Here is a 12,916-nt window from a genome sequence, read left to right as displayed (position 1 = left end):
GTAGAAAAATTCCGTACAGAAATTTCTGGTGATTTACATTTTTTTTACAAAATTCACATTTTTTTTTACACTTTAGCTTCGGTTGGGAGTTGGATATCGAACTATATTTGCTTTGTCAATTTTAAAAACAGTAACCTTATGAAAAAATTTATTTCTGTCTTGGTCTTATCACTTGGTGTCTTGAGTATGCTAGTATTAGCAAATCGAGAAATTAATAATGAAACTAAACCAGCTCTCAAACCATTGTCAATTTCAGATAAGAAAGCTAACTTAGATCAACGAAAAAAATGGGAGGCTTCTCCTGATGGAATACATTATAAAAAATGGGAAGCTTCTGCTGAAGGTAAAAAAGTACAAGCTAGTTATCATAAAATAATGAATGACCTAAAAGCTTTCAAAGCTATGGAGGCTGTGGTAACTTCTGTAACATTTAAACGCAAAAACGCGAAGTCATCAGGTCCAAAATGGCTTGTAGTAAGAATTAATAAAGAAGAATATATGATGCAATTTATTCCGAAGGAATTTGAAAATTTAAAAAACCTGAAAGTAAATGATACGATACTTATAAAAAGTCGTAGTGCAGGGCTTTCGCCTAATCATCCTTATTTAATTTTATCTGGCGACTATATTTCGCAAAATAAAAAGGTACTTTTTAAACGTGATTTAAGCAAAAATAATCGTTGCTAAGTATAGTTTTATTAGCATTGGCTCATTTGTGATATCAATTTTAAACAAAGTTAATCTTTTCTAAAAAGTTGTGTATTATAGGTGGTAATGATATGATGTAAAGCATACCCCATTTATAAACTCTTTTTTCTTATTTTTTAGACGATTGAACAAAATTTAACTTTGCAAATTGCTCTAATCCATTACTCTTATAGTTGCATAAGAAATGGCTCCTATTTTTAACAATGAATTTTAATTCTTAAAGAATAAACAAAGATTAACCCGTTAGGTGTAATTATAAAAAAATCTAAATTCGATATTTTTTGTTTAGTAATGCAGAACAAAAATGTATTTAGAATGGTTTTGGAACTAAAATTTTATATTCTCGGTTCAGTTTTCTTTCAAAAAACTCTCGAAAAGTAGGAAATTTAGAATCTAAAATAATTACTCCCAACGGGATATCAAATAATTGTATGCTATATTTTTAAAGCCAGATTTAGTTGTTAAAACTTCACTTTCATTGTAATTTGTTTTCCTTCTCTTACTACGGTTACTTCTTTTTCATCGCCAACATTTAATTTGGCTAAACAATCCATATAACTATATACTTCTTTGATTTCGCAATCTCCAATTTTAACCAAAATGTCGCCCGATATAATACCCGCTGCATGAGCTGGTCGATTTTCGGTAACACCATCAATGTGTAAACCATTACCATGGTCTGTATAATCAGGCATAATTCCTAGGGTTACTTTGTATTTTGGAACTGTTTTTCCAGCATTCATTGCGGTTTGCGTGAATTCAATTTTATCTAATGTTGCAATTTCGTTCGCCACTCTAAATACATAATCCGTTATATTTCTTACACCGTAATAATTGATTTTATCTTCGTCATCACTTGGTTTGTGGTAATCAGTATGGGTTCCGGTGAAGAAAAACAAAACCGGAATGTTTTTTAAATAAAACGAAGTATGATCTGAAGGTCCTTGCCCTGTATTGTCTAAAGTAACATTAAAACCAGCAGGTTTGTTTTTGGTTACAATTGTTGAAAATTGTGCGGCAGTTCCAATTCCGCCCACAGTTAAACTTTTGTCTTTATCTAAACGACCAATCATGTCTAAATTAATCATGGTTATTACATTTGGATATAAGCTTTTTAGTGATTCTGCCATGTGTTTTGAACCAATTAAACCATCTTCTTCTCCAGAAAATAAAGCAAAAATGTAATTGACATTCTCTTTGGTTTTATTTTGAGAATACATTCTAGCTAATTCTAATACAGCGGCTACACCAGAAGCGTTGTCATCAGCACCATTATGTATTTCGCCCTGTGAATTAGGCTTAGAAGAATGGTTGTGTTCATTTAATCCCAAGTGATCATAATGTGCTCCAATTACAATTGTTTTTGAAGCTTTGTTGTCTAAAAAGGCAATCACATTTGTTCCGCTATTTGCTTTATCACTTGAAGCATCTGTGCTGTGCGGATTTATTTTTACTTTATAATTGAAAGTTTGTAAATACGATTTATTAGCATAAGGATTTAGCCCTAACGACTTAAATTCTTTCACTATATAATCTGCTGCTTTTTTTTCACCTGCCGAACCCGTTAATCGTCCTTGTAATTCATCAGATGCTAAATAAGAAATGTGTTTCTTTAATACTTTTGGTTGTGCTATTTCCGCTTTGTCGCCTTCAACCCAATCGGCAATAAAAACATTCGTTTCTCTTGGTTTACTTTGCATTCTATTGCTAGAGAAAACTAATTTTTTCCCATCAGGAGAAAACATTGGAAACGCATTGAATTCGCTTTCGTAGGTAATTTGTTGTAAATTTTCACCATCTGTATCAATCATAAATAACTGGAAATCATAGCCTCTAGTTGAATGATGATTCGATGAGAATATAATTTTTTTATCAGTAGGATGGAAGTAAGGAGCCCAATTGGCCTTTCCTAAATTGGTTATTTGTTTTAAATCGGAACCATCAATGTTGCAGGTATAGATTTCCATTTCAGAGGGAGCAACCAAATTCTGTGCTAATAAATCTTTATATTCTTTAACAGCTTCAGCGGTTTTAGGACGTGATGAACGAAATACAATTTTTTTACTATCATGCGAAAAGAAACAACCGCCATCATATCCTAAACCAGATGTGATTTGTTTTAAATTGGTTCCATCAATATCCATCGTGTAAATTTCTAAATCACCACTTCTAATACTGGTAAATGCAATTTTCTTTCCGTCAGGAGAAACAACTGCTTCTGCGTCATAACCTGGCGTATTTGTTAATTGTTTTGTGATGTTTCCTTTTAAATCGGCAACATAAATATCAAATTCAGGGTAAATTGCCCATAAATATTTTCCTTCAATCGGTTTTGGAGGAGCAGGACAAGCGTGGTCAGCGGCATGAGTGGAAGCATAAATAATATGTTTGCCATCGGGCATATAATAGGAGCAAGTAGTTCTTCCTTTTCCTGTTGAAACCAATTGCAGACTTTTCTCGTTGAATTCTTGTGCTTGTAAATCCAACATGAAGATTTGGTCACATGAAACACCAAATGCTTTATTGGTTACTTGTAGTGTTAATTTATCGCCTTTTGGGTTAAAATAGGCTTCGGCATTGTCGCCACCAAAAGTTAATTGTTTGATGTTTTTTAGATGTTTTTCTTGTCCAAAACCTGTTAGGGTTGCTAATGATAGTAAAAGAAAGAATACATTATTTTGTTTGCTATTGAATGAGAACATATGGTTTTTATTTGTAATTAAAATGAATAGATTGCTAAGGTACAAAAAAGACAAGTTATCAAAAACTTGTCTTTATAATTGTTTTCTATACTAAAATAAATTATTTCGTAGCAGCTGTAATTTCAGCAATTTTCACTATTACTTCTGTAGCTTTAACCATACTTTCTACGGGTACGTATTCGTACTTCCCGTGGAAATTATGTCCGCCCGCAAAAATATTTGGACATGGTAATCCTTTATACGATAATTGACAACCATCTGTTCCACCACGAATGGGTTTGATTAAAGGTTTTATACCTAAATCTTTCATAGCTTTTTCTGCAATTTCAACGATATGAAAAACGGGTTTTACTTTATCTTTCATGTTGTAATATTGGTCTTTTACTTCCGCAATTACAATTTCTTCTCCAAATTGTTTTTTCCATTTTTTATTGAATTTATTCGCTAATTCGTGGATAAATTCTTTTCGTTCTTTGAATTTTTTTGCGCTATGATCACGTATAATTAATTCTACGACCGTTTCTTCAATACTTCCCGAAATCCCTACTACGTGAAAAAATCCTTCATAACCTTTCGTTTTTTCTGGGATTTCGTTCTTTGGTAATTTCGAAATAAATTGATTGGCTAAAAGCATTGAATTTATCATTTTTCCTTTAGCATAGCCTGGGTGAACACTTTTTCCTTTGAAAATGATTTTCGCTCCAGCGGCATTAAAATTTTCATATTCTAATTCGCCAATTTGACTTCCATCCATAGTATAAGCCCATTCGCAACCAAATTGTTCTACATCAAATTTATGCGCACCACGACCAATTTCTTCATCAGGTGTAAAACCTACACGAATTTTTCCGTGCTTAATTTCAGGATGTTGGATTAAATATTCCATTGCCGACATGATTTCTGTTATACCAGCTTTGTCATCGGCACCTAGAAGTGTAGTTCCGTCAGTAGTAATTAAAGTTTGTCCTTTATATTGTAACAAGTCTTTAAAGTAACTTGGTGATAAAATGATGTTTTGTTTTTCATTTAAAACAATATCTCCACCATCATAATTTTTTACAATTTGTGGTTTTACATTAGCACCTGTAAAATCTGGAGTTGTGTCATAATGCGAAACAAATCCAATAGTTGGAACGCTATGTTTTACATTGCTTTCTAAAGTTGCCATTACATAACCATTTTTATCAATGGTTACTTCTGTCATTCCCATTGCTTTTAATTCTTTCACTAAAAGATTGGCAAGGTCTAATTGTTTTTTGGTACTTGGTGTAGTATCAGAATTTGGGTCTGATTCAGTATCAATAGTTACATAGCTTATAAAGCGATCGATTATATGTTGCATGAATTTTAAAATTTATACAAATATAGGGAATGAAGTTTTGAAATTAAAATAATGTAGTGTTTAATAAAAATCGTTAATAAAGGTTTTTAAACTAATTATGTAGAATAAAATTAAATCTCATTTCTGTAGGATTTAATTTGGTGGGCGATTGCTTGTTCCGAATTTCGGAAAGGGGTTCGAACCCGTGACCCTCCCGATGAAATCGGGATGCTCTGAACCAGCTGAGCTAAATGCTATTATTTTTAATTAATTCTTGAATTTTGATTTTACTTTTCCAATTTTTTATTTGTCTTTCTCTCTGAATAGCTTCGCTTTGTGAATTGAATTCTTCATGGTAAACCAAAATCCAATCGTTTGTAGAACCTGTGAAACCTTTGCTTTTTTGATTGTGACGAATAATTCGTTCAGTTAAATTGGCTGTATAGCCGATGTAGAATTTGTCTTTAGTAAGACTGTGAAGAATGTAAACTGTGTAAGGCATATAAATTTAATTTTGGCGTATAAAAAATCCCACATTTCTGTAGGATTTAATTTGGTGGGCGATTGCTTGTTCCGAATTTCGGAAAGGGGTTCGAACCCCCGACCCTCCCGATGAAATCGGGATGCTCTGAACCAGCTGAGCTAAATGCTATTTTTTTTAATTAATTCTTGAATTTTGATTTTACTTTTCCAATTTTTTATTTGTCTTTCTCTCTGAATAGCTTCGCTTTGTGAATTGAATTTTTCTTGGTAAACCAAAATCCAATCGTTTGTAGAACCTGTGAAACCTTTGCTTTTTTGATTGTGACGAATAATTCGTTCAGTTAAATTGGCTGTATAGCCGATGTAGAATTTGTCTTTAGTAAGACTGTGAAGAATGTAAACTGTGTAAGGCATATAAATTTAATTTTGGCGTATAAAAAATCCCACATTTCTGTAGGATTTAATTTGGTGGGCGATTGCTTGTTCCGAATTTCGGAAAGGGGTTCGAACCCCCGACCCTCCCGATGAAATCGGGATGCTCTGAACCAGCTGAGCTAAATGCTATTTTTTTTAATTAATTCTTGAATTTTGATTTTACTTTTCCAATTTTTTATTTGTCTTTCTCTCTGAATAGCTTCGCTTTGTGAATTGAATTTTTCTTGGTAAACCAAAATCCAATCGTTTGTAGAACCTGTGAAACCTTTGCTTTTTTGATTGTGACGAATAATTCGTTCAGTTAAATTGGCTGTATAGCCGATGTAGAATTTGTCTTTAGTAAGACTGTGAAGAATGTAAACTGTGTAAGGCATATAAATTTAATTTTGGCGTATAAAAAATCCCACATTTCTGTAGGATTTAATTTGGTGGGCGATTGCTTGTTCCGAATTTCGGAAAGGGGTTCGAACCCGTGACCCTCCCGATGAAATCGGGATGCTCCGAACCAGCTGAGCTAAATGCTATTTTTTTGAATTAATTCTTTAATTTTGATTTTACTCTTCCAATTTTTTATTTGTCTTTCTCTCTGAATAGCTTCGCTTTGTGAATTGAATTTTTCTTGGTAAACCAAAATCCAATCGTTTGTAGAACCTGTGAAACCTTTGCTTTTTTGATTGTGACGAATAATTCGTTCAGTTAAATTGGCTGTATAGCCGATGTAGAATTTGTCTTTAGTAAGACTGTGAAGAATGTAAACTGTGTAAGGCATATAAATTTAATTTTGGCGTATAAAAAATCCCACATTTCTGTAGGATTTAATTTGGTGGGCGATGAGGGGTTCGAACCCCCGACCCCCTCGGTGTAAACGAGGTGCTCTGAACCAGCTGAGCTAATCGCCCTAATAAGATGCTTTACTATTACCGTATTGCGAGTGCAAATATACAAGGATTATTTGTTTTTGCAAGCGTTTTGATGAAAAAAATTACTTTTTTTCTATCTTTTCTAAAAGGACTTTGTTTGTATAATTTACCATCGTAATGGTAATTTCTTCATTATTAGTAGTTTTGCCTTCGATAACGTAAATTTTACCTTTTCTGTAAGATTCGTTACTTTTTGAAAAATCTACATCTCCATAGCGTAAACTTTGTTTAATATCTTCCATTGTAACCCATTTTTCTGCCAGAGATTTCTTGGCTAGGGTATCAATGTCTAATGATTTACTTCTTAAATCTTTTAAAACACGACAATTCGGGAAGTAACAAAATTCAACTCCTTTATCACTTGCTTTTGCTTTTAAAAACCACATTACAAAAACACCTCCTAAAAATAATCCAAATAAATAATAGGCTAAACGAAACTTAAACTTCATAATAGTATAATTTGTGCAAATTTAGTATAAATTATACACATAAACACGTAGATTTTGTAGTGATTTCTAGTAATATTAAAAAACAATCAAGTCTATATCTCTGTGTTCTAAATTAAACCAATCGGCAATAGCTTTGTTGGTTAGAACGCCATGATAAGAATAAATGCCGTGTTTTAAACCTCTGTTGCAACGAATAGCGGTTTCTATTCCACCATCATCAGCAATATGTAACAAGAAAGGAGAAATAATATTGCTAATCGACATTGAAGCTGTTTTAGAATAACGAGAAGGAATATTGGGAACACAATAGTGAATTACACCATTTTTGATAAAAGTAGGTTTTTCATGAGTGGTTATTTCTGAAGTTTCAAAACATCCTCCTGTATCAATACTAACATCAACAATAACAGCTCCTTTTTTCATGTGTTCAACCATAGTTTCTGTAACAACAATTGGTGCACGATTTTTTCCTTTCATTGCTCCAATAGCCACATCGCAACGACGCAATGCTTTTAAAAGCGATTTTTCTTGAATAGTAGAAGTAAAAATTCTTTGATTTAACGTATTTTGTAAACGACGTAATTTCGTAATTGAGTTATCAAACACTTTTACATTTGCTCCTAATCCTAAAGCGGTTCTGGCTGCATATTCCGCAACGGTTCCTGCTCCAATGATAACTACTTTTGTTGGCGGAACTCCAGTTATATTTCCAAATAACAACCCTTTTCCAATGTTTTCACCAATCATTAATTCGGATGCAATTAAAATGGATGCTGTTCCAGCAATTTCTGATAACGATTTTACAGCAGGATAGGAGCCATCTTCGTCTTTTATGAATTCAAATGCTAAAGCCGTAATTCTTTTGGTTGCTAAAGCTTCAAAATATTCTTTTTTCTGTGTTTTTAATTGAATAGCTGAAATAACGATGGTTTGTGGATTCATCATTTCTAATTCAGCTAGAGTAGGTGGTTCCACTTTTAAAATCATTGGGCAACCTAATACTTTTTTGGTGTCTTGCGTAATTTCGGCACCTGCTTCACTGTATTCTTTATCGGTATAACTTGAACTTTCTCCTGCGCCAGCTTCTAACATCACTCTATGTCCGTGAGAAACTAAAGAAGAAACAGCATCAGGTGTTAAACAAATACGGCGCTCTTGATATGATGTTTCTTTTGGAATTCCAATAAACAATTCACTTTTATGTCTAGCCACTTCTAGCTTTTCTTCTTGTGGTAATAATTGAGATTTCGAAAATGGACTATAAATAGACATGGTGTGTTGTTTTTTGTGGTACCAATTTAGGAATAATTTTTAAAATAGAAAACAGCAATAAGGGAAAAGGGATAAGAATCTACTAATTCTTCAATACTAATTCTCTTTTTCCATCTGCCATAACCTTTATTGTAATGCTTGCGTGATCTATTGGAATTAAATTGGGCGTTTTTTCAGGCCATTCGATAAAACACCAATTATCGGAATAAAAATATTCATCTAATCCCATATCATAGCCTTCTTCTTCCGAATTTAAACGATATAAATCAAAATGATAAACGATTTCGCCTTCAAACGTGCGGTATTCATTCACTAATGAAAAGGTTGGACTGCTCGAATTATCTTTTACGCCTAATTCCTTGACCAATTCTTTTATTAAAGTGGTTTTTCCAGCGCCCATTTGCGCATGAAAAGTAATGACTTTTTTTAAGGAATGCGTCGCTAATATTTGCTTGGCAACGTTTGTGATTTCGTCTAATGAAAAAATTATGGTCATATTAATTTATAACTTTACTGAACACTTATAACTGAATACTGAACACTATTAACGCGGTTCTAAAACTAAAAACGGAATTACCATTTCTTCTAATGAAATTCCTCCGTGTTGGTAGGTGTTTCGGTAATAACTCACATAATGATTGTAGTTATTAACGTAAGCCAAAAATAAATCGTTTTTCGCAAAAATAAAAGAGCTACTCATGTTGAGTGCTGGCAATCCAATTTTCTTAGGATCTTTCACAGCATAAACGTCTTTGTCTTCGTAGGTTAAGCTTCTTCCTGTTTTGTAGCGAAGATTTAAACTCGTGTTTTTATCACCAATAACTTTCGACGGATTTTTACAATTGATAGTTCCATGGTCGGTAGTTATAATCAATTTAAAACCAAGTTGTTGTGCTTGTTGAATCATATCCAAAAGTGGAGAATTTTTAAACCAACTCGCCGTTAAGGAACGATACGCTTTATCGTTTGAAGCTAATTCTTTTACTACATCCATTTCGGTTTTAGCGTGCGATAGCATATCCACAAAGTTGTAAACAATAGTAGTCAAATCGTTGTTTTTTAACGATTTGAAGTTGTCTGCTAATTTTTTTCCTGATGTGAAATTGGTAATCTTATAATATTCTTGTTTGATGTTTAATCCCAAACGTTTTAATTGCTCGGTTAAAAATTCACCTTCATATAGATTTTTTCCTCCTTCATCAGGATCGTTTTTCCAATATTGTGGAAACTTCTTCTCCATATCTAAAGGTGTTAAACCAGAAAAAATTGCATTTCGAGCATATTGCGTAGCCGTTGGTAGAATAGAGAAGTAGCTCACTTCTTTTTCTAGTTTGTAGTGATTGTTTACCACACTTTCAAACGCTTTCCATTGGTCATAACGCAAGTTATCAATGACAATGAATAAAATAGGCTTGTCTTTTTTACGGATTTCAGGTGCTACTAATTCACCAAAAATTTCATGAGAAAGAAAAGGCTTGTCTGCTTTTGGTTGGAACCAATCTTCATAATTACGTTCGATGAATTTACCAAATTGCATATTGGCTTCGGCTTTTTGGCTTTCCAAAATTTCCACCATGCTTTGGTCTTCGATATTTTCTAATTCTAATTCCCAGAATAATAATTTTTTGTACAATTCTACCCAATCTCCATAGGTACGAACCATTGCCATATCCATCGCAATTTTTCGAAATTCTTTCTGATAATCTAAAGTTGTTTTTTCGGAAATCAATCGCGAATGGTCTAAATTCTTCTTCAAACTCAATAAAATCTGATTTGGATTTACAGGTTTTATCAAATAATCTGCAATTTTAGAACCGATGGCTTCTTCCATGATATATTCTTCTTCACTTTTGGTAATCATAATCACCGGAACCGAAGATTTTTTTTCTTTTAATTCTGATAAGGTTTCCAAACCACTTAAACCCGGCATGTTTTCATCTAAAAATACTACATCAAAATTGTTTTCTTCAAACAAATCAATGGCATCTTGCCCATTATTACAGGTAGTTACATGATAGTTTTTCTTTTCTAAAAATAGGATGTGTGGTTTCAATAAATCAATTTCATCGTCAACCCAAAGTATTTTTATTTGGCTCATTTCTTCTTAATTTGTGTGCAAGTTAGTATTTATTAAACGACCATTGTATTAAATTTAGTATAAAATTTCCCATTAGTTTTAAACAATTCTTTTTGTAAAAAATCGCTACATTTGTTATTCAAAATTTATACTTGTGAGCCAAACCAACAAACTCAAAATATTCAACGATCCAATTTATGGTTTTATTACCATTCCTAATACTTTAATTTACGATTTAATTCAGCATCCTTATTTTCAACGTTTGCGAAGAATTTCCCAAATGGGTATGTCGTATTTGGTTTATCCTGGAGCACATCATACTCGTTTTCATCATGCGTTGGGTTGTATGTATATCATGCAAAAAGCGGTTCAAACCTTGCAATTTAAAGGTGTTTCTATTTCGGAAGAAGAAGAAAATGCGTTGTATATTGCTATTTTGTTGCACGATATTGGTCACGGTCCCTATAGTCATGCTATGGAGCATAGTATAGTAGAAGAAGTCCATCATGAAGAATTATCGTTGTTATTCATGGAGCAATTGAATAAAGAATTTGAAGGTAAATTAGGATTGGCTATCCAAGTTTTTAAAGGAGAATACCATCGTAAATTCATGTTGCAATTGATTTCAAGTCAGTTAGATATGGATCGAATGGATTATTTAAAACGTGATAGTTTTTACAGCGGTGTAGCAGAAGGAAACATTAATAGTGAGCGTTTAATCCAAATGATGAACGTGCAGGATGATTATTTGGTCATTGAAGAAAAAGGAATTTATTCAGTAGAAAAGTTTTTGGTGGCTCGAAGATTGATGTATTGGCAAGCCTATTTACATAAAACCAGCGTGGTTGCGGAATTAATTTTGACCAAAATTTTAAAACGTGCTAAAGAATTAACTCAAAAAGGAATTTTATTACCTTGTAGTGAATCGTTACAATTTTTCATGCAAAACAAAATTTCCTTGTCAGATTTTGATAAAAGTGTTTTGGATAAGTTTTCTTATTTAGATGATTATGATGTAATGGGAGCTATTAAATCATGGCAGTTTCATGATGATTTTGTTTTACAATCGTTATGTAAAATGATTTTGAATCGTGATTTATTAAAAATTCAAATAACAGATGATAAACCCAACAAAGAGAATCTGTTAGCAATAAGAAATAAATATATTGCAATGGCTGGAATTTCTGATAAAGAAGCCGACTATTTTGTGTTCAAAGGAAAGTTGAAAAACCAAGCGTATAGTAAACTAAGCGAGCCGATTCGGATTTTAAAAAAGGACAAAACTATAGAAGATGTAGTTGAGGCTTCAGACCAATTACATTTAAAGGCTTTATCAAAACCCGTGACAAAATATTTTATATGTTTTCCAAAAGTGGTCTTAGAAGTATAGCTATTTAATTTAATTTCATATTTTTGCCAAGATGAAGTGGAATCAATGCTTTGGTATTGAATGAAAATGAGTATTTTTATATTTTCAAATCTATCTTTTTAGATAGTAATAAAAATTTTAAATGAAGTTTACAGCAGCGCAAATAGCAGGCATTTTAGAAGGTGAAGTAGTAGGTAATCCAAATGCAGAAGTTTTTAAATTGTCGAAAATAGAGGAAGGAACCGAAGGCTCATTGACGTTTTTGGCGAATCCTAAATATATAAATTATATTTATTCTACTCAAGCAACTATAACTATTGTAAATAATACTTTTGAGCCTGAGCAAGAAATAACAACTACTTTAATCAAAGTAGAGGATGCTTATAAATCATTTTCAAAGTTATTAGAATATTACAATCAAGTCAAATTGATGAAATCAGGAATTGAACAACCTTCGGTTATTTCAGAAGGAGTTACTTATGGTTCTGATTTATATTTAGGAAGTTTTTGTTATGTTGGAAAAAATGTAAGCATTGGTGACAATGTAAAAATTTATCCTAATACTTTTATTGGCGATAACGTTACAATTGGTGATAACTGTGTTTTCTTTGCAGGGGTTCGTATTTATTCCGAAACGGTTATTGGAAATCGTTGTACTATTCATTCGGGTACTATTATAGGTTCTGACGGATTTGGTTTTGCACCTCAAGAAGACGGAACTTATGTAAAAGTGCCACAAATTGGAAATGTAATTATTGAAGATGATGTTGAAATCGGTGCTTGTACAACCGTTGATAGAGCTACTTTAGGTTCTACAGTTATTAGAAAAGGAGTAAAGCTTGATAATCACATTCAAGTAGCACATAATGTTGAGATAGGAGAAAATACTGTAATTGCAGCTCAAACCGGAATTGCTGGAACCACCAAAATTGGCAAGAACTGCTTAATTGGTGGGCAAGTTGGTTTTGCGGGTCACTTAGTAATTGGTGATGGCGTTAAAATTCAAGCGCAATCAGGAATTGGAAAAAATTTAGAAGCAGGAGAAGTGGTTCAAGGAAGTCCAGCTTTTAATTATGGTGATTTTGCGAAGTCATTTGTTCATTTTAGAAATTTACCTAAAATTGTTTCCGATTTAGAAGACTTAAAAAACACAATTAAATAATTTAAATATAATTTTATC

The 12,916-nt window shown here is 32.6% G+C and carries 13 protein-coding genes and 1 tRNA gene; 3 read left to right on the top strand and 11 right to left on the bottom strand.

The window, feature by feature from the left end; genetic code table 11:
• Positions 1 to 138: 138 nt before the first annotated feature.
• On the top strand, positions 139 to 687 hold the full coding sequence (locus RSE15_RS02215; protein ID WP_324069359.1) for a hypothetical protein: 549 nt from the start codon (positions 139 to 141) through the stop codon (positions 685 to 687).
• A gap of 482 nt (positions 688 to 1,169) precedes the next feature.
• On the opposite strand, the gene RSE15_RS02210 is transcribed toward RSE15_RS02215, so the two are convergent.
• From RSE15_RS02210 to RSE15_RS02160, 11 genes are all read right to left on the bottom strand, one after another.
• A complete protein-coding gene (locus RSE15_RS02210; protein WP_324069358.1) occupies positions 1,170 to 3,410 on the bottom strand; it encodes a M20/M25/M40 family metallo-hydrolase in 2,241 nt (746 codons plus the stop codon).
• A 100-nt stretch (positions 3,411 to 3,510) separates the two neighbouring features.
• Positions 3,511 to 4,752: a peptidase T gene (gene pepT / locus RSE15_RS02205; RefSeq protein ID WP_324069357.1), complete on the bottom strand. Its 1,242-nt coding sequence runs from the start codon at positions 4,750 to 4,752 to the stop codon at positions 3,511 to 3,513.
• Between the two features lie 226 nt (positions 4,753 to 4,978).
• A complete protein-coding gene (locus RSE15_RS02200; RefSeq protein ID WP_324069356.1) occupies positions 4,979 to 5,233 on the bottom strand; it encodes a GIY-YIG nuclease family protein in 255 nt (84 codons plus the stop codon).
• Between the two features lie 140 nt (positions 5,234 to 5,373).
• Positions 5,374 to 5,628: a GIY-YIG nuclease family protein gene (locus RSE15_RS02195; RefSeq protein WP_324069355.1), complete on the bottom strand. Its 255-nt coding sequence runs from the start codon at positions 5,626 to 5,628 to the stop codon at positions 5,374 to 5,376.
• A 140-nt stretch (positions 5,629 to 5,768) separates the two neighbouring features.
• A complete protein-coding gene (locus RSE15_RS02190; protein WP_324069355.1) occupies positions 5,769 to 6,023 on the bottom strand; it encodes a GIY-YIG nuclease family protein in 255 nt (84 codons plus the stop codon).
• A gap of 140 nt (positions 6,024 to 6,163) precedes the next feature.
• Complete coding sequence (locus RSE15_RS02185) at positions 6,164 to 6,418, bottom strand: GIY-YIG nuclease family protein (protein WP_324069354.1); 255 nt, start codon at positions 6,416 to 6,418, stop codon at positions 6,164 to 6,166.
• Between the two features lie 52 nt (positions 6,419 to 6,470).
• Positions 6,471 to 6,548 (bottom strand) — tRNA-Val (locus RSE15_RS02180).
• 83 nt (positions 6,549 to 6,631) lie between these two features.
• The gene (locus RSE15_RS02175) at positions 6,632 to 7,018 is read right to left on the bottom strand and encodes a DUF4258 domain-containing protein (protein ID WP_324069353.1); all 387 of its coding nucleotides are present in this window, start codon (positions 7,016 to 7,018) and stop codon (positions 6,632 to 6,634) included.
• A 75-nt stretch (positions 7,019 to 7,093) separates the two neighbouring features.
• A complete protein-coding gene (locus RSE15_RS02170) occupies positions 7,094 to 8,290 on the bottom strand; it encodes an alanine dehydrogenase (protein WP_324069352.1) in 1,197 nt (398 codons plus the stop codon).
• 82 nt (positions 8,291 to 8,372) lie between these two features.
• Entirely contained in the window at positions 8,373 to 8,786 is a 414-nt protein-coding gene (tsaE, locus tag RSE15_RS02165) for a tRNA (adenosine(37)-N6)-threonylcarbamoyltransferase complex ATPase subunit type 1 TsaE (RefSeq protein WP_324069351.1), read from the bottom strand.
• 48 nt (positions 8,787 to 8,834) lie between these two features.
• Positions 8,835 to 10,388 (bottom strand): T9SS response regulator signal transducer PorX, encoded by a 1,554-nt coding sequence (locus RSE15_RS02160; protein WP_324069350.1) that lies wholly within the window; start codon positions 10,386 to 10,388, stop codon positions 8,835 to 8,837.
• 133 nt (positions 10,389 to 10,521) lie between these two features.
• Here RSE15_RS02160 and RSE15_RS02155 point away from each other — a divergent pair, with 133 nt between their 5' ends.
• The gene (locus RSE15_RS02155) at positions 10,522 to 11,757 is read left to right on the top strand and encodes an HD domain-containing protein (protein WP_324069349.1); all 1,236 of its coding nucleotides are present in this window, start codon (positions 10,522 to 10,524) and stop codon (positions 11,755 to 11,757) included.
• A gap of 121 nt (positions 11,758 to 11,878) precedes the next feature.
• On the top strand, positions 11,879 to 12,898 hold the full coding sequence (lpxD, locus tag RSE15_RS02150; protein WP_324069348.1) for a UDP-3-O-(3-hydroxymyristoyl)glucosamine N-acyltransferase: 1,020 nt from the start codon (positions 11,879 to 11,881) through the stop codon (positions 12,896 to 12,898).
• The last annotated feature ends 18 nt before the right edge of the window (positions 12,899 to 12,916 follow it).

The organism is Flavobacterium sp., from assembly GCF_035195345.1.
In the GTDB taxonomy this organism is placed as follows: domain Bacteria; phylum Bacteroidota; class Bacteroidia; order Flavobacteriales; family Flavobacteriaceae; genus Flavobacterium.
Note: the sequence above shows the minus strand (reverse complement) of the source record. Positions and strands in the feature narration are given on the sequence as shown.